This is a genomic window from Streptomyces sp. NPDC048106 (genome assembly GCF_040706415.1).
In the GTDB taxonomy this organism is placed as follows: domain Bacteria; phylum Actinomycetota; class Actinomycetes; order Streptomycetales; family Streptomycetaceae; genus Streptomyces.
The window spans coordinates 79,498-98,823 of the sequence record NZ_JBEZND010000025.1 but is presented as its reverse complement, the minus strand read 5'-3'; the positions used below and the strand labels follow the sequence as shown (position 1 = coordinate 98,823).

Here is a 19,326-nt window from a genome sequence, read left to right as displayed (position 1 = left end):
GAGTCCCGTGACGGACATCGCGGTGGCCGGATCCATGGCATGAACACGCAAAACAACGCGATATGATCACATTCGCGTCGCCGTCCCTCGGGCGCCGTCACATCGCCTCCACCCTCCAGCTCCCGAGCGTCAGGTGCCCGCAATCATGAGTGATCCCGCCGACAGAGCCCCCTGGGCGCTTGCTCGTTCCGCGCAGGCAGCCGTCGGGGCGGCGACCCTGGCCGACGCCCTCCGCCTGCTGGGCGGGCAGAGTTGGTCGTCCCGGGCGTTCGTGATCGTGATGACGGCGGCCATGGTGCTCTTCCTGGTCTGGTTCTCCCGATGCCGCCGCATCGCCGGGCTCCTCATGCCCGACAAGGCTCCCGTTCCCCCGGTCTGGGCCGTGATCGCCTGGCTGGTCCCGGTGGTGAACCTCTGGGTTCCCCGCGGACTGGTCCTCCAGGTGCACCGAGCGAGCGCCCCCGGCGACGCCGAGGACCGCGACCGCTCGGTGGTGAATGCCTGGTGGGCCGCATGGGTCGGGCACGCACTGGTCGCGACACTGACCACCCGGCCGGGCGGGAGCACCCCCTTCGTTCTCACTCTCGCCACGGTCGTCCTTGAACTGGCGGCGGCCGTACTGGCGATCGTCGTGATCCAGCGCGTCACGTCACGTCAGGCCGTGGCGCTGAACTCGATCTCCGCAGGACGCGGACCATCGAGATGAAACGATTCAAGCGTCTCGCCCTCGCCGCCACCGGACTGGCTCTGACCGCCGGCCTCGTCGCGCCCTCGGCCGCGATCGCGGCCCCGGCCGTCGGACAGGTCCACGCCACCGCCAACAAGTGCAGCGGCTGGAAGGAGATCCACATCAAGGGCGGTGCCGCCAAGTACATGGAGTGCACGAAGAAGGTCGACGGCAAGTCGTACGCGTCGGGGTCCTTCTACCTGTGGGACACCAGGCGCGACGGCAAGGCCGTGCAGGCGTACGCGGAGACCGACTACAACCACTGGTACGGCGACGACGTCACCTGGCAGCACTTCTACAGCTGGGCCGACGACAAGCACGGCAGCCCGAAGATCGTCACCGGCTGGCACCGGGGCAACGACTTCGGCCTGGTGATCGAGCTGAAGTGACGGCTGAGCCGTCCTGATGACCAGGGCCGTCCGCCGGGCGGTCCTGCGTCCATGGCGCGGACACCGAACCCGCTACCCCGATTCACGCGTACGTCACCCTTCAGCGCAGGTAATCGACGACCTCAACCGCCCTCCCATCGTCGGTAGTTGGCGTGGCGACTGCCACCGAGCCGACCGACAACCCGCGTCCCCGCGTCGACGAACGGACCGAGTCCGGACCGATCGGGTCGACTGCGTACGACTCAAGGTGGTCACACGACATCCCGACGGGCACGCCTGCCACACCCGATTATCACGATGCGCTACCACTGTGCACGCACAGTAATCATGACTGGCCGACCACTGGTCTGAGGGAAGTCATGCGGATCATCACGCGAATCGGAAGAGAGACAGTCGATGGCAGTCGAGACACGTCAGGCTCCGGCGACGGAGGCTCGGGGGGATCCGCGGCCGGTGCGGTGGGGTGCGCCGGTCACCTCGGCCACCAGTCGGGGGCCTCGTTCCTGTTGAGGCTGGCCAGCCAGTCGGGGCGGTGCGGGATCGGCAGGTGCCAGCCGTCGGGGCCGGTCGGTGCGGTGACGGTGACGGTCGGCGAGTGCTCGTCGAGCTGCTGCCAGGTGATGACGACCTGTTCGGCCTGGATGTCCAGGTCTTCCATGATCTTCTGGTCGCTCGGGGTCAGGCGGTAGCTGCGGCTGGAGCGGCGGGGCCCGCGATCGGCGCGCGCATCGGACGCGATGTCGTACAACCCCCAACCTTCCTTCATCGTCAAGGAGATACGGCTCGGCACGGGACGCTGATCGGCGACCCGAGCCGAGCCGGTGACCTGACCATCCCTCACCTGGAGATGTCATGAGAGCTGACTCCGTCCGCCGCGCACTGCGGCTCGGAGCCTGTACGACGCTCGCCGCCGGGCTCGTCACCCTGACGCTCGCCACGGCTCCCGCGTTCGCCGGGACCGAGCCGGAGACGGACCAACTCTGGATCACCGCCCCGTACGAGCCGACCCTGCCGCTCGGCATCGACGGCGGGACACCCCCGACCCGCACGCTCGACGTCAGGCTCAATCACGACAACAGCCACTTCACGGTCACCGACGGCCGGCTCACCGTGGACGCCTCCGGCCTCGCCGGCGTAGCCGAGATCACCTGGCCGGACAACTGCACGCCGAGCGGCGCGACCGCGGTGTGCGACGTGCCCGACGTGCCGGTGACCGGGAACACCGGCGGCGAGGTCCACCTCCAGGTCCGCGCGGCCGACGGGGCGACCGCCGGGGCGCGCGGCCGCATCACCTTCGAGGCGACGGCCACCGGCGGCCCCGACGGCACGCTCACCACGTCCCAGGACAGCTTCGACACCACGGTCACCATCGCGTCGGGGCCCGACCTCGGGCTCACGACCGGCGGCGACATCGAGCACGCCCAGCCGGGCAGCCGGCAGACGCTCCCCTTCACGCTCACCAACCATGGCAACGAGACCGCGCACGGCTTCACGGTCAAGATGATGGCCTCGTACGGGTTGCAGTACGTCAACCGGTACGACGCCTGCGTCTACACGGCGTCGAGCGGGGACGACTACGCCCCGATGTCGTACGCGACCTGCACCTTCGACCAGGATCTTGCCCCGGGCGCCTCCTTCGAACTGCCCGAGCCGCTCCAGGTCGCGCTGACGCAGCACGCGCTCCAGGAGCGGCTGGACATCTCCGCGGAGCCCGTCGGAGCCACCAACCTCGGGAACTACGACGACTACGTGGCACTGCGGATAGGCGCCGACAACACCGCCGACTTCTCGGTGACCGGTGCGTCGGTCACGGGGACCGCGGGCGAGACGGTCACCGCGCCGCTCACCTTCAAGAACGAGGGGCCCGGCTGGCTCGGCAACCTGGGCTCCGGGGACCCGGTCGCCGCGGTCCGGCTGATCGTCCCGACCGGCACCACGGTCACGGGCGCACCGGCGGACTGCGTCCCGCGCACCCTCGCCGGCGGCTACTACCCGAACCGCACGGGCGCCCCGCGCTACGACTGCGAGCTTCCCTACTGGGTGCTGGAGAACACGGAGCGCTCCTTCGCCTTCCAGCTGCGCATCGACACGGTGGTGCCCGGGGCGACGGGGGAGGTCAGCATCCATCCTCCGTTCGGTGAGTTCGGCCACGACCCGGACACGGCGAACAACACGGCCGTCCTCGCCGTGAACTAGCAAACCAGGGACGGACGGACGAGCGGACCCGGGCCGTACCCGGGCGGCCGTGCGCGCGATGACCCGGGAACCGGGGCGCACACGGCCGCCCGCCCGCCGCCACCGCCTCCGCCGGGCGTGAAGGCCGCCGCGCTGCCGGGGACCTCGACCGTCCGCCGCCTCACGGCACTTCGCCCGCCCGGCGCCGTTCCTGTCGCATCACCTCGTCGAGGTCGGCGAGCCGGTCCAGGCCCTGCATCGCGCGCCGCATGCGGGCGTTGCCGGACAGCCGCCGCCGGTGCCGGTGCAGGAAGGCCCAGTAACCGGCGGCGTAGGGGCAGGCCCGCGGACCGGTGCGCTCGGTGGGACGGTAGGCGCAACCGTCGCACAGGTCGCTCATGCGGTGGATGTAAGCGCCGCCCGACGTGTACGGCTTGGTGGTCATCCTGCCGCCGTCCGCGTACTGGGACTTGCCCACCACGTTCGGCACCATCACCCAGTCGTAGCCGTCGACGAAGCAGCGGTGGAACCAGTCGGTCACCGCGACTGGGTCCCAGCCGTGCTGCAGGGCGTGGCTGCCCAGCACCATCAGCCGGGGGATGTGATGCGTCCACCCGGTGTCGCGCACCTGGGCGAGCAGGCCAGGCAGCCCGCGGTGACCGCGTCCGCGTCCAACTCGGCGAAGCAGTCCGGCAGTTCGCCGGTGTGCCCGAGCGCGTTCCCGTGCCGGTAGTCCTCGCCGAAGTGCCAGTACAACTGCCAGACGACGACGCCATATCCAGGCTGCGCCAGCACGCCGCCGCCCTCGCCCGCGAGCCGCTCGACGTCTTCTGCGACGAACTCCTCATCGGGCTCGCCGCCGACACCACCGACGACGTGGCCATCCTCGCCCTGCGCACGGCACCACCGCCCTGACCGGCTCCCGGGTGCCGCCGGGCGGCAACCGGTGGAGGGCAGGACACCCACTCCTCACACGGGCGAGGCGCCTGCCATGATCCGTGTCATGCGCCCACAGATCACGTCGGCCGAAATGACCGACATCCACCAGGTACTCGCCGATCACCACCGCTACTGGGGAGAACGCGACCTTCGGTCCCTGCACCTTCTGGCGCTGGTGCAAGAGTTCGGGGAGACCTGTCTGGTCGCCCGAGCCGAGGACGGAATCCACGGGTACGTCATCGGATTCGTCACCCCGACCGGAACCGGGTACGTGCACCTGATCGCCACTCGGGACGACACCCGCGGCACCGGTCTCGGGCGCCGCCTGTACGCGGCGTTCGCCGATGCCGCGCATCGCCATGGCGCGCTAAGGCTGAAGGCGATCACCTCCCTCGGAAACACCGGCTCGGTCGCGTTCCATCGCAGCCTCGGTTTCGAGGCGGAGATCATCGATGACTACAACGGTCCCGGCCAAGCCATGGTCGTCTTCCGTCGGGGTCTGCCGTTCGACACGGAGCAGCCCTGAGCAACCAGCCGTCCGACACCGGCGATCGCTTTCCGGGGCGATGGCGGGCGAGGGCGCCTGCTGGTGACGCGGATGGAAAGGTTCGCCGGGTTGCTCGGTCCTTGATCGCGCCGCTCGTCATCGCGCCGCTCGTCATGGACCGACCGGGTGCACGGTCCGGCTGTCAGTCGGTGAGCGCGGCGGTGACGAGGGCCTTTATGTACGGGAGGTCGTCGCCGGTCCCTGTCGGGTTCAGGGAGTACACCAGGCGGTGTCGGAGGTCGCGGGTGGCGAAGAAGCCGTTGTCCCAGCCGGGGCGCGAACCGGTTTTGCCCCACGCGTACTCGCCGTCCGGGAGCTGGTAGCGCATGAGGCCACCGGTGCTGTAGCAGGGCGTGGAACCGGAGCAGTTCGAGTTGTCGGCACCGTTGTCCGCGCGCGGCACCTCGAACACGAGCTGCTGCTGGGCGGGTGGGAGCAGGCGGCCCCGGAACAGTGCGGTCGTGAAGCGGTCCAGGTCAGCGGCGGTGGAGATCATGCCTCCCTCCGCCCACGGGTACGGACTCTGCTCGGTCACGTCCTGCCCGTCGACGTACACCTCCGCATGGGGCGAGGGGATCGTCGGGTCGTCGGCGGCGGGCAGGCTGGTGTGGCGCAGGTGCAGCGGCCGGATGATCCTGCGCTCCAGTTCGGTGGTGAAGGAGTGGCCGGTGACCTTCTCCACGATCAGGCCGAGGACGAAGGAGTTGAGCCCGTTGTACTGCTGCTCGGAACCGGGTTCGGGGGGCGTGCCGGTGGCCGCGGCGAACGACTCGCGCAGGAAGTCTTCGGGCGTTACGGATTTGAGCTGCCATCCGGGTCCGTCGGCCGGGCTGGGGGTCGGGGCCGGTTTGGGCAGGCCGCTCGTGTGGTCGAGGAGCTGGTGCACGGTGACCCCGTCGTACGCCGCGGGCAGCACCTTGGGGACGTACCGCCGTGCCGGTGCGTCGAGGTCGATCCGATGCTCGGCGATGAGCTGGAGCACCACCGTGTTGGTGAAGGCTTTGGTGACGCTGCCGATCCGGATGTGCGCGTCGGCGGTGACGGGGCCGGCGGTGGCGCCCACGCCGTCCCGTCTGACCAGCGCGCCCGCCACGACGCCGTCGGGCCAGTGGTCGAGGATGTCCTGGACGGTGGGATTCGCGGACGTCGGCGCGCTGGAAACGGCAGGAGCGGCGGCTGCGGGCAGAGCCGCACCGGCGATGAGAGCAGAGGTCAGGCAAAGAGTGCTGACGGCGAGTCGCATGTGCATCGAGGTTCCTCCGGTGGTGCTGATGGGGCTCGGGTGCCTACGTCAACTCTCCTGAATGCGGCTGGCTTTGCCCATCAGTGATCACCCTGATGACAACCCTGGACTCCCCCTGACACGGCCGCGCTGGCGACCGGACCAGTCCAGCCGCGAGGCCGCGTTCAGCTCTGCCGGCAGGACGTCGTGCAGGCGCTGGCACACGCCGGCCTCGTTCCAGTCCCGCAGCCGCCGCCAACACGCCATGCCCGATCAGAAGCCCGGCTCCTGCGGCAGATACTCCCACTGGGTCCCGGTGTGGAGCACGTACAGAGGGGCTCGACCTCACCCCGCCGACCACAGCAGTGACGGTATCCGGCATCATGGCAGACCATCGGAGCTGGTCATCGGGGGAGCCGTCATGCAGTTCGTCGTCCATGAGCAACCGGTCGGACGCGCCTCGACCAACTACATCGCGCGCGTCGACCTGGCCCCCTTCGACCTCGACGGACAGGTGGAGCAGCTCTGGCTCAAGGCAGTCAACGACGGGAGCTACGAGGTCGCGTGCATTCCCTTCTCCGCCTATGGGATCGCCCTGGGCGACGTTGTGGTGCTCAACGGTGACGACTACGTCAGCGAGGTGGTCGGGCGTTCTTCGCACCGCACGCTGCGGCTGCTGTTCACTCCTGATCTGCCGGCCGCCGAACTCCAGAAAGCCGCTGCCGAGATCAAGAGCGAGATCATCGCGGCAGACCTTCTGAGTGAGTGGAACGGCGCACGCTTCATCGCGGTCGATGTCCCGCCCGGCGCGGAACCCTCCAGCCTGTTCACCGTCATGGAGGCAGCAGTCAACGCCGGCCACGCCTTCTGGGAGTGGGCTGACGCAATGCCGTTCGCCAGGCCTTCGTGACAGCTCCGCTCTGCCCCCAACTGACGAGTGCCTGACCTTGGGGCAGAGAAGATCGGCCAAATACATGCCGTTCATCCCCGCTGCCTTCAGCTCCGCGAAGCCCTTCGATCCGATGTGCTCCGACACCAGTCAGCGCACCGGCCACCGGCGATCGAAGAACGCGTGCGTCACCGCCGACACCGCGAGCCCCGCCGCCAGGCCGCTCCAGACATCTGCGGCGGGAGAACGGCCCAGACCAAGGCCAGCATCGCGGCCGTCACCAGGCGTTACTGGGCGACGGGCATGCTCGCTCTGCTGCATGGCGCCTCCAGCTCCGGGATGCGGATGCTGAAGACCGACGACATCGACCAGCGGACCCCTGCTGTCCGGCTGGGGAAGCGGCCCCACCTCGTCCCCGTCCCCCATGGCCGGGCGGAGCCCCGCCTCAACTGCCTAGCTTTCCCACACTGAGCGTCAGCCCAGCGTCAGGGAACCCGCGGCTGAAAGGAGGGAATGACCATGGCCCACCTGCGACTGGTCTGGGTCCTGTCCGGACATGGTTGGGCCGACTGCATCGTCAGCGACCACCAGGCGGAAGCCGAAGTCACGGTTTCCTCTATCACCACTGCCCCCGAAGATCTCTTGACGGCAGTAACCCGGCTGATCGTCGGCGAGACCGAATGCCGAGCGCAGTTCGAGGCCGAGCCCACCGCCTTCCGCTGGATCTTCTACCGCGAAGGCACCGCCGTGTGGATCCGCCTACTCGAGCTGGCCAACGGAAGTGTCCACGACAACAGGGGGACCGAGATCTGGTCCACCCAGCAGAACATCGACGTCGTGGCCCGAGCAGTGATCCGCTGCTTCGACGAGGTCGTGAGGGCGTACGGCGTAAGCGCATACCGCGGCAAGTGGGGTGAGCACTTCCCTCGCACTGAGCTCGAAGCCCTCAGGACCGCATGGCGCGAGCATCGAGGCGACTGGGCGGTCTCCTCGACACCATCGAGCCCGTGAAGTGCGGGCAACACCTTGGTTGCTGTCATGGCTGGGACCGTCAGGACTCCAAAGCAGTCATGAGGACCGCACCCACACCTCTCGCGCGATTCGATCGCCTTAACGCTTGAATCGCGCGCAACGATCCGGCAAGGTGCTTGAAACAAGTGCAATGCCTGCCGTTCGCGCAGGCGGGAGAGGTGCCTCATGGACGAGATCGACCGGGCCATCCTGCGGGAGCTGCAGGTCGACGGCCGGATCCCGTACGCCGATCTGGGGCCGAAGGTCGGGTTGTCACCCTCGGCCGCGAGGCTCCGGTTGCAGCGGCTGATCGACACCAAGGCGGTCCAGGTCGTCGGAGTGACCGACCCGATGACCATGGGCCAGCAGACGATGGCACTCCTCGGCCTGCGCGTCGACGGCGATTCCCGGGCGGTCGCCGACGAGCTGTCCCGGCACGACGAAGTCGTGTACACGGTCCTGACGGCCGGCGGCTTCGACCTCTTCGTGGAGGTGGTGTGCGGTCAGCCCCGGGATCTACTGGACTTCATCAACGACGTCGTGCGGCCCGTCGAGGGGGTCACGTCGGTCGAGAACTTCCCCTACTTCGGGATCCACACGCACCGCTTCCTGTGGCATGTCGACTGAGGCATCCGAGCGTCCCACCCCTGTCTGCCCGCACCAGCCGAGGAACCCCGCATGCTGCCCGACGAGTACCGCACGATCGACTTCTTCACCGAGGACGCCCTTCCCGCACCCCGCGTGGCACCAGCCGATGCGGAGCGCATCGCCGCCGAACACCTCGGCATCACGGCTCACGCGGAAGCGCTGGGCAGCCAGCAGGACGCCAACTTCCTGCTCCATGCGGACGACGGGACGCCCGCGGCGGTTCTGAAGATCGCCAACCCCGCCTTCGGCGTCACGGAGATCGACGCCCAGGACACGGCAGCCGATCTGATCGCCTCCGCCCGCCCGGAACTGCGCGTCGCCACCGTCCTGCGCCGCCCCGACGGCTCCCCGCGGCGCACGACGGTGAACACCGAGAACGGTCCGGCCGTCGCGCGCCTGCTGCGCTACCTGCCCGGCGGCACGCTCTCCGGCCCTCGGCATCTGTCACCGACCACCGTGGCGGCCATGGGCACGATAGCCGGAGAGGTCAGCACCGCCCTGCACGGCTTCCGGCACCCGGGCCTCGACCGCGTGCTCCAGTGGGACCCGCGGCACGCCGACCGCGTCGTCACCAAGCTTGCCGGGCACATCACCGAGCCCGACCGGCGTGCCGCGGTCCAGAACGCGACCGCCGAGGCCTGGGCACAGGTCCAGAAGGTCGCCGCCGTACTGCCGTCGCAGGCAGTGCATCTGGACCTCACCGACGACAATCTGATCCGCCGTACCGGCACCCGTCCGCCCACGCCGGACGGGATCATCGACTTCGGTGACGTGACCATGAGTTGGGCGGTCGGCGAACTCGCCGTGACACTGTCCTCGCTGCTCCACCATGACGGGATCGAGCCGCACCACCTGCTGCCGGCCGTCCGCGCCTTCCACGCCGTTCGGCCGCTTTCCCGAGTAGAGGCGGAGGCGTTGTGGCCGCTGGTGATCCTGCGCGCCGCCGTCCTGGTGGTCAGCGGGCGGCAGCAGGCCGCCGTCGACGAGGACAACGCCTACGCCAAGGCCGCACTCGACCGCGAGTGGCGCATATTCGAACAGGCCACCCGGCTGCCCCTGCCGGTGATGACCGGCCTCCTCAGGGATGCGACCGGCATGGTCGACGCGCCTGCCGCAACGGGGCAGGCCGACGCCCCCGTACGCCCCCTCCTGCGCGGCCTCGCCGCCGACGACATCACTCTCCTTGACCTGTCTACCGACGCCGATTGCATGGACCACGGATCCTGGCTGGACGCCGGTACCGAGGATCGGCTGGCGACCTCCGCGCTCGCGGACGGCGCGGCCGCGGTCGCCACCCGGTACGCCCGTGCGCGGCTCACTCGGGCGCAGGTGCTGTCGGTGGCGTCGACCGCCACGGTGCCCACCGGAATCGACCTCTGGCTCGGCCGGGAAGCCGTGGTCCAGGCGCCTGCTGAGGGCAGGGTCCTCATCGCGGCACCGGGCCGTGTGGAACTCACGTACGGCGTGCAGGTGCTGTCGCTGTCCTTCGCCCCGGAGTGCCGGCCCGTGGTGGGCGCGGATGCGGCGGTGCGGGCGGGCGAGGACATCGCCCACCTCGCCTCCGGCGCCATGGTCCACGTCGCCCTGCGCGAAGCCGACGGCCCCGCCGTCCCGCGCCTGGTCCGGCCCGAGTACGCCGCCGGCTGGCTCGCGCTCACCGCCGACCCCGCACCCCTCCTCGGCCTTCCGGCCGGCTCCGACCGTCCGCGTGACGGGGACCTGCTCGACCGGCGCGCCGCCGTGTTCGCCACCGTGCAGGGGCACTACTACACCAACCCTCCCCGTATCGAGCGGGGTTGGCGCCACCATCTGCTGTCGACCGAGGGCCGCTCGTACCTGGACATCGTCAACAACGTCACCCCGCTGGGGCACGCCCACCCCCGGGTCGAGCAGGCGGTTTCCCGGCAGTTGCGGCGACTCAACACCAACTCGCGATTCCACTACTCCTCCGTGGTGGAGTTCACCGAACGCCTCACCCAACTGCTTCCCGAGCCCCTGGACACGGTGTTCCTCGTCAACTCCGGTTCCGAAGCGGTGGACTTGAGCCTCCGGCTGGCCATCGGCGCCTCCGGCCGACACGACGTCGTCGCGCTGCGCGAGGCGTACCACGGCTGGACATACGCCTCCGACGCCGTCTCCACCTCACTCCAGGACAACCCGAACGCCCTGGCCACCCGACCGAGTTGGGTCCACACCGTGGACTCGCCCAACTCCTACCGGGGCCGGCACCGCGGGACGGAATCCGTACGCTACGCACCCGAGGCCGTCGCGGTCATCGACGAACTGGCCGCTTCCGGCCGCCCGGCAGGGGCGTTCATCGGCGAGACCTACTACGGCAACGCCGGAGGCGTCGCCCTCCCCGACGGCTACCTCGCCGAGGTGTACGCGGCGGTGCGCCGCCACGGCGGCCTTGCCGTCGCCGACGAGGTGCAGGTCGGCTACGGCCGCCTGGGGCACTGGTTCTGGGGCTTCGAGCAGCAAGGGGTCGTGCCCGACATCGTCTGCGTCGCCAAGGCCATGGGCAACGGCCACCCCCTCGGGGCCGTCATCACCGCCAAGGAGGTCGCCGACCGCTATCGCGAGCAGGGTTATTTCTTCTCCTCCACCGGTGGCAGCCCGGTCTCCAGCGTCGTCGGCCTCACCGTCCTGGACACCCTGCGCGACGAGGACCTCCAGGGCAACGCGGTCCGCGTCGGCGGCCATCTGAAACGCCGGCTCGAGGCACTGGCCGACCGTTACGGCATCATCGGCGCCGTCCACGGCTCGGGCCTCTACCTCGGCCTCGAACTCGTGCGGGACCGCACCACCCTGGAGCCCGCCACCGAAGAGACCGCCGAACTCTGCGACCGCATGCTCGACCTCGGTGTCATCGTCCAGCCCACCGGCGACCATCTCAACATCCTGAAGATCAAGCCGCCGCTGTGCATCGACTCCACCGCCGCGGACTTCTTCGCCGACATGCTCGACCTGGCCCTCACCCAGCTCGGCCACGGCCACACCGGGTGACACCCGGCCACCCACAGTCGGGGCCGCCCGGACCTGTGACGGCGGCCCGCCGACCGCCCGTGCTCGCGCCTCAATGAACGGCTTCGCCGACCACGGCACACATACTGGCAAAAGCTGACATACAGACCCGGCCTTGAAGTCCCTGGAGAAGATGGTGGACACGATCGTCGTCGGCGCGGGAATCGCCGGCATCACCGCAGCCCGACTGCTCCACACCGCAGGACAACGTGTGCTCGTGCTCGAAGCGCGGGACCGCGTCGGTGGGCGGATCTGGACGGACCGTACCGCAGGTTTCCCGGTCGACCGTGGCGCCTCATGGATCCACGGCGTCACCGGCAACCCGCTCATGGGAGTTGTCACCGCGCTCGGGATGGAGACACGCGAGTTCACCGTGGGGAGCTTCCAGGCCGGCGGGCGGCCGATCGCCGACTACGACGAATCGCGGCGCCTGCTCGACGACGACGCGACACGGCAGTGGGCCACCGACGTCGACACGGCAGACGGCCTCTTCCAGCGGACCGTCGCCGCATCCGGCCCTGACGAGAGTTACGCCACCGCAGCCGAGCGCACCCTCGCCGCAACCGGATGGGACGCCGAACGCGTCGAACGCGTCCGCGCGTTCTACCGGCACCGCACGGAGGAACAGTGCGGCGCAGAGGCCGACCGGGTTGCCGCTCACGCCCTCGACGAGGACACCATCGAAGGCGAGGAAGTGATCTTTCCGGGTGGCTACGACGTGCTTCCCAGGGCCCTCGCGCAAGGCCTGGACGTGCGTCTGGGACGGACCGTGACCGCCGTCGGCAGGTCGGCCAGAGGGGTGCGAGTCGACACGGAGGACGAGTCCTTCGAGGCAGCCCGCGCGATCGTCACGGTGCCGTTGGGCGTGCTCAAAGCAGGGGCGATCACGTTCACGCCCGCTCTGCCCGACGCCGTCGCGGGACCGATCGCCCGACTCGGAATGGGCGTGTTCAACAAGGTCTTCCTTCAGTTTCCGGAACGGTTCTGGCAGGACGATGTCTACGCGATCCGCCAGCACGGCCGGGCCGGCGTCCCGTGGCATTCCTGGTACGACGTCTCCGCGGTGAGCGGCAAGCCGATGCTGCTGACCTTCGCGGGCGGTGCCTGGGGACAGGAGATCGAGCAGAAGACCGACGAAGAGGTGGTGTCGTCGGTCGTCGGCGCCCTCCGCAAGATCTACGGCAACTCCGTCCCCGAGCCCGTGGCGCACTGGATCACACGCTGGGGCAGCGACCCTCTCGCCCGCGGCTCGTACTCTTACGTCGCCGTCGGCTCGTCGCACGACGATCACGATGCGATGGCGGAACCCGTCGACGGTGTTCTCCACTTCGCGGGAGAGGCAACCTGCGGACGCGAGCCGGCCACTGTCCACGGCGCGCTCCAGTCAGGGCACCGAGTGGCCGAGCAGATCCTTGGTTCACGGATCTCCCTGGCCGAGCTGACACAGGGCGTGACCCCTTCGAGGTGACCCAGCCGCGCCGGTGGTGCAGGAGCCTCTTCGTCGTACGAAGAGCAAAGGCCACCGCGAGGCCCGCCCTCCCCGTTCTCGGCTCCATCGTCAGCGCTGCTGCGGCTCCCACTGCTCCTTGGTGATCTCGTACCTTACGCCGCCATGCTCGGAGCCCTCGACCATCAACATGTCGGAGGGAGTGGGGATGGTGTCCGCCAGCGACATTTCGAGCTTCTCCATGATGTTGCGCGAACCGCGGTTCACGGACATCGTCTCAGCCCAGACCATGCGCACACCGAGCTCTGTGAACGCCTTGGCCAGCAAGGCTCGCGAGCCCTCGGTGGCATAACCCTTGCCCCAGGCCGCCTGCCGCAGCCGGTAGCCGAGCTCGACTTCGTCCAGCGGGCCGTCCGGCTCGGGACGCAGGATGAACCAGCCTATGAACGCACCGCCGTCCTTCTCGTGCGCGGCGAACAGTCCGAGGTCGCCACCCCACTTCTCGTAGCCGGCGAGGATGTTCGGCAGGTAGCGCTCGCGGACGATTTCCGGCGGGGTGGGACTGCCGCCGCTCAGATAGCGCATCACCGCCGGGTCGCTGTCCAGCTCGATCAGCAGGTCCGCGTCATCGGCAGTAAAGCGGCGCAGGGTCAGGCGCTCGGTTTGCAGGTAGGTTTCCACGAGTCGATCATGCCTGGAGCAAGTCGGGCAGCCCAACGGTTTTTTCCTGCGACTCCGGCGCGTGGCCATGACGTCGCAGGAAAACCGAGAGGGGTGCGGCACAGTGTCGACAACTCGCCGTGCGCGCCGGCCGACGGTCCGGGCGCTACGATCCGGCGACCACCGGGGCACCCGACAGTTCCACGCCAGCCTGCCGGAGTTCTTCGCATGCCTGCCTGATGGTGCTGTGGCTCACACCCGCGGTCAGGTCCAGCAGCACCTTGGTGGCGAAACCGGCCGCGACGGCGTCCAGGGCGGTGGCCTTCACACAGTGGTCGGTGGCGATACCGACCACGTCCACCGCGGTGACACCGTGTTCCCGGAGCCACGCCGCCAGTCCCGTCCCGGCCTCGTCAGCGCCCTCGAAGCCGCTGTAGGCGGCCGCGTAGGCGCCCTTGTAGAAGACGGCGTCGACCGCTCCGGCCTCCACCGCGGGGACGAAGTTCGGGTGGAAGCCGGATCCATCAGTGCCGGCCACACAGTGCACCGGCCATGAGGTCTTGAAATCGGGGGTGTCGGAGAAATGGTCACCGGGATCGATGTGGTGGTCCCGCGTCGCCACCACACGCGCGTACCCGGCATCGGCTGCCCGTGAGACCAGGTCGCACACCTTCACAGCGATCTCGGCTCCGCCTGCCACGGCCACACTGCCGCCCTCGCAGAAATCGTTCTGCACGTCCACCACGATCAGCGCACGCTCCATGTCGCTGCCTCCATCCCACTCTCGCCTACAAGGTCTTCCCCCTCCGACTAACTCGCGCTCGACGCCGGGGACACGGTGGAAGTACCGCCGACACGTCATCGGCGTAGCTCGCTCTGGCTCGCGCAGCCGCTCCCCGACTTGCTGCGCCTGCTCGACGAACGGTCGACCGCCTTCCGCCCTACGGTCGCCGCCACTCCCAGCCTCGACGCGCAGGTGCCGACCTGCCCCGAGTGGACGCTGTTCGCCCTGGCGCGGCACCTGGGCGAGGGGCGTCATGCCCGGGCCGCCACCATCGCCGCGGGGCCTGACGCCGGCTCCACGAGATCGGCCCATGAGCCGGTTCTCGCCCTCTACGGCCATCCAGCCCCGCAAACGACTCGGGCTTGTCATACCCGGCGGACGCGCGCGACTGACCCGTTTCCGTCCCCTCGGCCGGCACCCGATGGGGCAGCCTGACGGATCAATACACCTAGGCTTCGCGGTATGACGGATTCTCCTCGCGCTGCCGGAACCCAGACGCTCGCTCGCGGGCTGCGCGTTCTGCAACTCGTCAGTATGGCCGCCGACGGCCTGAGCATTCAGGATGTCGCGGGCCAACTGGATGTCCACCGGTCGATCGCCTCGCGTCTGCTGGCCACGCTCGCGGAGTTCCACCTCGTGACGCGCGGCAGCGACGGCCGTTATCGGACCGGTGCCGGGCTCGCCGCCCTCGCCACGGGGATCCAGGCCACGCTGCGGGCGGCCGCGGCTCCGATCATGCGTGATCTGGCGGCCGAACTCGGCGCGACCGTCTCGCTGTTGGTGATCGACGGCAGTCAGGCTGTCGCGCTCTCCGTGGTCGAGCCGCCCGGCGCGTCGTACGTACTCAGCTTCAGGACCGGCAGTCGCCACCCCCTCGGCCGCGGCTCCGCCGGTGTCGCGCTGCTGGCCGCCCAGTCGCCCTCGCCCGGCGAGGCCCCGAACGTCACCGAGGCGCGTGAGCGGGGCTTCGCGTCGACCTTCGGCGAGGTCGAACCCGGAGCCTATGGAGTGGCGGCCCCTATCGCGGTCGAGGGCCTTCCGCCCGCCTGCCTGAACCTCATCACCTACCGCCCGGAGACCGCCGAGGGCGCCGGTCCGGCGCTCATGGCGGCGGCCGCGCGGCTGCGCGCCGACCTCGGCTGACCCTGCCCCGACCGACCGGCGCCGACCCCGGCTGACTGCCGCTGACCTCGGCTGACTGTTGACATTCCCCCGACCTGAGCGTTCCATGAAGGTCGCTGTGCAATTATCAAGCACTAGCGTGCATATAGTGCACGAGGAAGTGTGCAGGTCATGTCTCTCAGCAAAGAAGCCGCATCCCGCGACATCGCCCTCCCGTCCGGCCTCCGGATGCGCTACTACGAAGCCGGCCGGCCCGGCGCCACACCGGTCGTGCTGCTGCACGGCTCGGGCCCGGGCGCCACGGGCTGGTCCAACTTCTCGGGCAACATCGACGCGATCGCCGACGGCGGCTTCCACGTCCTGGCGCCGGACATGCCCGGCTGGGGCGACTCCGACGCCCAGGCGACCAAGGACATGGACCACGACACGACGCTCGTGGAGTTCCTCGACGCGCTCGGACTCCCGCGGGCGGCCCTGGTCGGCAACTCGATGGGGGCGCACACCGCCATCCGCTTCGCCACCCTGCATCCCGAGCGCATCACCCATCTCGTGACGATGGGCGCGTCGCTCGGGCGCGGTCCGGCTTCCCTCTTCGGCGCGGGCGACGGCCCGAGCGAGGGGCTGAAGGTCCTCGTCAGGGCGTACAAGGACGCGAGCCCCGAGAACATGAGGGCGCTCGTGGAGGTCATGACCTACGACAAGGAGCGGTTCGCGACGCCGGAGCTGACCCGGGCCCGTTCCGAGGCCGCACTCGCGCGCCCGGACCATCTGCGCAACTACGTCGAGGGCCTGGCCCACGGAGCCCCGATCCCGGTCAAGGTCGACCGCGACGCGATTCCCGGCATCCAGACGCCGACCCTGCTGATCCACGGCAAGGACGACCGGGTCCTGCACTACGAGATCAGCCTCTGGCTGCTGGCCAACATCCCCGACTCGCGGCTGGTGCTGCTCAACCGCTGCGGCCACTGGGCGATGATCGAACACGCCGCCGAGTTCAACCGCCTCGTCATCGACTTCCTCACGCACAACTGACCCCGGGCACCCCCATGAACACTTACGACAGCGACGTCGTCGTCATCGGAGCGGGCCCGGTCGGCCTCACGCTCGCCAACCTGCTCGGGACACGCGGCCAGGGTGCCACCGTGCTGGAGGCCCGCCAGGAACTCATCGACTACCCGCGGGGCGTGGGGCTCGACGACGAGTCGATCCGCACTCTCGTCACGGCGGGGCTGTGGGAGAAGGTGCGCCCCTTCACCGTCCCCCACCACGTGGTGCGTCTCGTGAACGGCCGCGGGCAGGTCCTGGCCACCAACGACCCGAGGACGCAGGAGTTCGGCCACCCGCGCAAGCACGGCTTCATCCAGCCGCTGGTGGACAGGGAACTCGCCGCCGGTCTCTCCCGCTTCCCGAACACCGTGCTCCACTACGGGCACCGGGTCGTGGACATCAAGGACCACGGTGACCACGTCGTGGTCAGCGCCGAGCGGTCGGACCCGGACGGCAGGGTCAGCGAGACCGTCTCCTTCACCGCCCGGTACGTCGTCGGGTGCGAGGGCGGCAGTTCCTTCACCCGCAAGTGGATGGGTGTGGAATTCGAGGGCCGGTCCCCCGCCACCCGCTGGGTGGTCATCGACGTCGAGAACGACCCGGTCGGCACCCCCTCCGTCTACCTCGGCGCGGACCCGCGCAGGCCGTACGTGTCCATCGGTCTCCCCCAGGGCGTTCGCCGCTGGGAGTTCATGCTCCACGACGACGAGCCCACCGAACTCGTCGACGACCCCGCGTTCATGCGTTCCCTGCTCGCACGGCACGTCCCCGACCCGGCCGCGCTGAGCATCATCAACCAGCGGACCTTCACCCATCACGGCCGGGTGGCCAGCGAGTTCCGCAAGGGACGCGTCTTCATCGCGGGAGACGCCGCCCATCTGATGCCGGTCTGGCTCGGCCAGGGCTGGAACTCCGGCATCCGTGACGCGACCAACCTGGCCTGGAAGCTCAGCGCCGTCCTGCGCGGCGACGCCGACGAGTCCCTTCTCGACACCTACACGGCCGAGCGCCGGAAGCACGCCTCCGACATGATCGACGTGAACATGGCGGCCGGCACGGTGATGAAGATGGGCCGTATCGGAGGCCGGCTGCGCGATGTCTCCGCCGCAGCGCTCAATTTCGTGCCGAAGTGGAAGTCGTACTTCACCGAACTGCGGTTCAAGCCCATGCCGCGTTACGCCACGGGTGTCGTGGTCGATCAGGCGACTCTGACGCCCGGCAGGGCGGAAGCCGGCTTCAAGCGTGGCCGGCTGGCCCCCTTCACCGACTCCGCGGGCGGCACCTCCCCGGTCGGGCAGCAGTTCATCCAGCCGCGGGTCTCCACCGCGGACGCCCCGGACACGCTGCTCGACGAGGTCACCGGCGACTGGTGGACGCTGGCGACCTGGGGCACCGACCCGACGGCGTTCCTCTCCCCGGCCGACCTCGACCTGGTCCGCCGCCACCACGTCAAGCTCGTCTCCTTCATGCCCGAGCCGCAGCGTGCCTGGGCGGAGAAGCGCTACGCCGGCTCCCCGGTGCCGGTCACCGTGGTCGGAGACCTCACCGGAGCCCTCAAGGACTGGTTCGACGTACGGGCCTGTGGCCTGGTCGTCCTGCGCCCCGACCGTTTCGTGGCGGCCGCGTCCCTCACGGCACAGGCCTCCCGCGCCCTCGCCGCGGTCGCCACGGCGGCATCTCTCGCCCGCGAAGGAGCCCAGCGATGAGTCTCGCCCTCGTCACCATGTCGCACAGCCCGCTCCTCGAGTTCGCCGAGCCGCCCGCGGAGGTGGCCGAGGCGGTCGAGGCCGCGTTCGACCAGGCGCGGAGGTTCGTACGGGACTTCGACCCGAGCCTCGTCGTATCGTTCGCACCCGACCACTACAACGGGTTCTTCCATGATCTGATGCCACCGTTCTGCGTCGGTTACGCGGCGGCCGGAGTCGGGGACTACGGCACCGTCGAAGGCCCCCTCGACGTGCCGGGCGAGCAGGCGGAGGAACTGGCGCAGTGGCTGGCCGAGCACGAGCTGGACATCGCCATCTCGCGCCGGATGGAGGTGGACCACGGGGCGGTTCAGCCGCTGGAGATCCTCTTCGGAGGCATCGACACCGTGCCCACCATCCCGGTCTTCGTCAACGGTGTCGCCAAGCCGTTCGTGCCCATGCGCCGCATCCGCCGACTCGGTGAGACGATCGGCGCGTTCCTGGCGGGTCTGCGCGACGAACGGGTCCTCGTCATCGGTTCCGGCGGCCTCTCCCACGATCCGCCGGTGCCCCAGTGGGCCACCGCCGACGACGCCGCCCGCGCGATGCTCCTCAACGGCAGGCACCCCACGGCCGCGGCCCGCGATCTGCGCCAGCAGCGGGTCATCGACACGGCGAAGGCCTTCGCGGCGGGCACCGCCACCATCCAGGACCTCAACCCCGAGTGGGACCGGGCGCTGATGGCCGTCCTCGCCTCCGGCGACCTCTCCCCCGTCGACGCCATGGACCCCGCACGGATGGCGGCGGACGCCGGCAACTCCGCGCACGAGGTGCGCACCTGGGTCGCCGCCTTCGCGGCTCTCGGTGCCGCCGGCCCCTACGACGTGACGTACTCCTTCTACCGTCCGATCAAGGAGTACATCGCGGGGTTCGGGGTGATGACGGCCCGCACGTCATCGTGACCGGCGCGCCCTGCCCCCTGTGCTGTCCCGGGACGCCGGCGACGGCGG

Annotated in this window: 20 protein-coding genes and 2 pseudogenes; 16 read left to right on the top strand and 6 right to left on the bottom strand. The window is 69.6% G+C overall.

What is annotated here, in order from left to right; genetic code table 11:
* Nucleotides 1–145 precede the first annotated feature (145 nt).
* Entirely contained in the window at nt 146–706 is a 561-nt protein-coding gene (locus AB0927_RS24595; protein WP_366669860.1) for a DUF4328 domain-containing protein, read from the top strand.
* The gene (locus tag AB0927_RS24590; protein ID WP_366669859.1) at nt 703–1,116 is read left to right on the top strand and encodes a hypothetical protein; all 414 of its coding nucleotides are present in this window, start codon (nt 703–705) and stop codon (nt 1,114–1,116) included. The genes AB0927_RS24595 and AB0927_RS24590 overlap by 4 nt, the downstream gene beginning before the upstream one ends.
* A 472-nt stretch (nt 1,117–1,588) precedes the next feature.
* On the opposite strand, the gene AB0927_RS24585 is transcribed toward AB0927_RS24590, so the two are convergent.
* Entirely contained in the window at nt 1,589–1,864 is a 276-nt protein-coding gene (locus AB0927_RS24585) for a hypothetical protein (protein WP_366669858.1), read from the bottom strand.
* A gap of 104 nt (nt 1,865–1,968) precedes the next feature.
* On the opposite strand from AB0927_RS24585, the gene AB0927_RS24580 reads away from it, so the two are divergent.
* Nucleotides 1,969–3,312, top strand: coding sequence for a hypothetical protein (locus AB0927_RS24580; RefSeq protein ID WP_366669857.1), 1,344 nt, complete (start codon nt 1,969–1,971; stop codon nt 3,310–3,312).
* 160 nt (nt 3,313–3,472) lie between these two features.
* On the opposite strand, the pseudogene AB0927_RS24575 reads toward AB0927_RS24580, so the two are convergent.
* Nucleotides 3,473–4,056: pseudogene (locus AB0927_RS24575) on the bottom strand (cryptochrome/photolyase family protein); the annotation flags it as partial.
* Here AB0927_RS24575 and AB0927_RS24570 point away from each other — a divergent pair.
* Together AB0927_RS24570 and AB0927_RS24565 are read left to right on the top strand one after the other, a co-directional pair.
* The gene (locus AB0927_RS24570; protein WP_366669888.1) at nt 4,036–4,206 is read left to right on the top strand and encodes a hypothetical protein; all 171 of its coding nucleotides are present in this window, start codon (nt 4,036–4,038) and stop codon (nt 4,204–4,206) included. The pseudogene AB0927_RS24575 and the gene AB0927_RS24570 overlap by 21 nt on opposite strands.
* Nucleotides 4,207–4,294: 88 nt before the next feature.
* A complete protein-coding gene (locus AB0927_RS24565) occupies nt 4,295–4,756 on the top strand; it encodes a GNAT family N-acetyltransferase (protein WP_366669856.1) in 462 nt (153 codons plus the stop codon).
* A gap of 163 nt (nt 4,757–4,919) precedes the next feature.
* Here AB0927_RS24565 and AB0927_RS24560 read toward each other — a convergent pair whose 3' ends face one another.
* Together AB0927_RS24560 and AB0927_RS24555 are read right to left on the bottom strand one after the other, a co-directional pair.
* Nucleotides 4,920–6,026 carry a serine hydrolase domain-containing protein gene (locus AB0927_RS24560; RefSeq protein ID WP_366669855.1) on the bottom strand — a complete coding sequence of 369 codons (1,107 nt, stop codon included), beginning with the start codon at nt 6,024–6,026 and terminating at the stop codon, nt 4,920–4,922.
* A 138-nt stretch (nt 6,027–6,164) separates the two neighbouring features.
* Nucleotides 6,165–6,332, bottom strand: a pseudogene (locus tag AB0927_RS24555) (transposase); the annotation flags it as partial.
* Nucleotides 6,333–6,420: 88 nt separating this feature from the next.
* Between AB0927_RS24555 and AB0927_RS24550 the strand changes: the two are divergent.
* The 6 genes from AB0927_RS24550 to AB0927_RS24525 all read left to right on the top strand — a co-directional run bounded on the left by AB0927_RS24550 (nt 6,421) and on the right by AB0927_RS24525 (nt 13,039).
* The gene (locus AB0927_RS24550) at nt 6,421–6,909 is read left to right on the top strand and encodes a DUF4265 domain-containing protein (RefSeq protein WP_366669854.1); all 489 of its coding nucleotides are present in this window, start codon (nt 6,421–6,423) and stop codon (nt 6,907–6,909) included.
* Between the two features lie 162 nt (nt 6,910–7,071).
* On the top strand, nt 7,072–7,359 hold the full coding sequence (locus AB0927_RS24545) for a hypothetical protein (RefSeq protein ID WP_366669853.1): 288 nt from the start codon (nt 7,072–7,074) through the stop codon (nt 7,357–7,359).
* A 42-nt stretch (nt 7,360–7,401) separates the two neighbouring features.
* Nucleotides 7,402–7,899: a hypothetical protein gene (locus tag AB0927_RS24540; RefSeq protein ID WP_366669852.1), complete on the top strand. Its 498-nt coding sequence runs from the start codon at nt 7,402–7,404 to the stop codon at nt 7,897–7,899.
* Between the two features lie 186 nt (nt 7,900–8,085).
* Nucleotides 8,086–8,526: an Lrp/AsnC family transcriptional regulator gene (locus tag AB0927_RS24535; RefSeq protein WP_366669851.1), complete on the top strand. Its 441-nt coding sequence runs from the start codon at nt 8,086–8,088 to the stop codon at nt 8,524–8,526.
* 51 nt (nt 8,527–8,577) lie between these two features.
* Nucleotides 8,578–11,553 (top strand): aminotransferase, encoded by a 2,976-nt coding sequence (locus AB0927_RS24530; RefSeq protein WP_366669850.1) that lies wholly within the window; start codon nt 8,578–8,580, stop codon nt 11,551–11,553.
* Between the two features lie 151 nt (nt 11,554–11,704).
* Nucleotides 11,705–13,039 carry an FAD-dependent oxidoreductase gene (locus tag AB0927_RS24525; protein WP_366669849.1) on the top strand — a complete coding sequence of 445 codons (1,335 nt, stop codon included), beginning with the start codon at nt 11,705–11,707 and terminating at the stop codon, nt 13,037–13,039.
* A gap of 90 nt (nt 13,040–13,129) precedes the next feature.
* Here the strand turns inward: AB0927_RS24525 and AB0927_RS24520 are convergent, their stop codons facing one another.
* Nucleotides 13,130–13,699 (bottom strand): GNAT family N-acetyltransferase, encoded by a 570-nt coding sequence (locus AB0927_RS24520; protein WP_366669848.1) that lies wholly within the window; start codon nt 13,697–13,699, stop codon nt 13,130–13,132.
* A 145-nt stretch (nt 13,700–13,844) separates the two neighbouring features.
* Complete coding sequence (locus AB0927_RS24515; RefSeq protein ID WP_366669847.1) at nt 13,845–14,441, bottom strand: isochorismatase family protein; 597 nt, start codon at nt 14,439–14,441, stop codon at nt 13,845–13,847.
* Between the two features lie 141 nt (nt 14,442–14,582).
* On the opposite strand from AB0927_RS24515, the gene AB0927_RS24510 reads away from it, so the two are divergent.
* The 5 genes from AB0927_RS24510 to AB0927_RS24490 all read left to right on the top strand — a co-directional run bounded on the left by AB0927_RS24510 (nt 14,583) and on the right by AB0927_RS24490 (nt 19,278).
* Complete coding sequence (locus AB0927_RS24510; RefSeq protein ID WP_366669886.1) at nt 14,583–14,897, top strand: maleylpyruvate isomerase N-terminal domain-containing protein; 315 nt, start codon at nt 14,583–14,585, stop codon at nt 14,895–14,897.
* Between the two features lie 27 nt (nt 14,898–14,924).
* A complete protein-coding gene (locus AB0927_RS24505; RefSeq protein WP_366669846.1) occupies nt 14,925–15,605 on the top strand; it encodes a helix-turn-helix domain-containing protein in 681 nt (226 codons plus the stop codon).
* A gap of 150 nt (nt 15,606–15,755) precedes the next feature.
* Nucleotides 15,756–16,616 carry an alpha/beta hydrolase gene (locus AB0927_RS24500; RefSeq protein WP_366669845.1) on the top strand — a complete coding sequence of 287 codons (861 nt, stop codon included), beginning with the start codon at nt 15,756–15,758 and terminating at the stop codon, nt 16,614–16,616.
* A 14-nt stretch (nt 16,617–16,630) separates the two neighbouring features.
* On the top strand, nt 16,631–18,337 hold the full coding sequence (locus AB0927_RS24495) for a bifunctional 3-(3-hydroxy-phenyl)propionate/3-hydroxycinnamic acid hydroxylase (protein WP_366669844.1): 1,707 nt from the start codon (nt 16,631–16,633) through the stop codon (nt 18,335–18,337).
* Nucleotides 18,334–19,278, top strand: coding sequence for a 3-carboxyethylcatechol 2,3-dioxygenase (locus AB0927_RS24490; RefSeq protein WP_366669843.1), 945 nt, complete (start codon nt 18,334–18,336; stop codon nt 19,276–19,278). Before AB0927_RS24495 ends, AB0927_RS24490 begins: the two co-directional genes overlap by 4 nt.
* Nucleotides 19,279–19,326 lie beyond the last annotated feature (48 nt).

Bases quoted from the DNA above. Each gene is read 5' to 3' on its own strand.
- AB0927_RS24595 (WP_366669860.1), top strand. From the start codon at position 146: ATGAGTGATCCCGCCGACAGAGCCCCCTGGGCGCTTGCTCGTTCCGCG.
- AB0927_RS24590 (WP_366669859.1), top strand. From the start codon at position 703: ATGAAACGATTCAAGCGTCTCGCCCTCGCCGCCACCGGACTGGCTCTG.
- AB0927_RS24580 (WP_366669857.1), top strand. From the start codon at position 1,969: ATGAGAGCTGACTCCGTCCGCCGCGCACTGCGGCTCGGAGCCTGTACG.
- AB0927_RS24565 (WP_366669856.1), top strand. From the start codon at position 4,295: ATGCGCCCACAGATCACGTCGGCCGAAATGACCGACATCCACCAGGTA.
- AB0927_RS24560 (WP_366669855.1), bottom strand. From the start codon at position 6,026: ATGCACATGCGACTCGCCGTCAGCACTCTTTGCCTGACCTCTGCTCTC.
- AB0927_RS24550 (WP_366669854.1), top strand. From the start codon at position 6,421: ATGCAGTTCGTCGTCCATGAGCAACCGGTCGGACGCGCCTCGACCAAC.
- AB0927_RS24540 (WP_366669852.1), top strand. From the start codon at position 7,402: ATGACCATGGCCCACCTGCGACTGGTCTGGGTCCTGTCCGGACATGGT.
- AB0927_RS24535 (WP_366669851.1), top strand. From the start codon at position 8,086: ATGGACGAGATCGACCGGGCCATCCTGCGGGAGCTGCAGGTCGACGGC.
- AB0927_RS24530 (WP_366669850.1), top strand. From the start codon at position 8,578: ATGCTGCCCGACGAGTACCGCACGATCGACTTCTTCACCGAGGACGCC.
- AB0927_RS24525 (WP_366669849.1), top strand. From the start codon at position 11,705: ATGGTGGACACGATCGTCGTCGGCGCGGGAATCGCCGGCATCACCGCA.
- AB0927_RS24515 (WP_366669847.1), bottom strand. From the start codon at position 14,441: ATGGAGCGTGCGCTGATCGTGGTGGACGTGCAGAACGATTTCTGCGAG.
- AB0927_RS24505 (WP_366669846.1), top strand. From the start codon at position 14,925: ATGACGGATTCTCCTCGCGCTGCCGGAACCCAGACGCTCGCTCGCGGG.
- AB0927_RS24500 (WP_366669845.1), top strand. From the start codon at position 15,756: ATGTCTCTCAGCAAAGAAGCCGCATCCCGCGACATCGCCCTCCCGTCC.
- AB0927_RS24495 (WP_366669844.1), top strand. From the start codon at position 16,631: ATGAACACTTACGACAGCGACGTCGTCGTCATCGGAGCGGGCCCGGTC.
- AB0927_RS24490 (WP_366669843.1), top strand. From the start codon at position 18,334: ATGAGTCTCGCCCTCGTCACCATGTCGCACAGCCCGCTCCTCGAGTTC.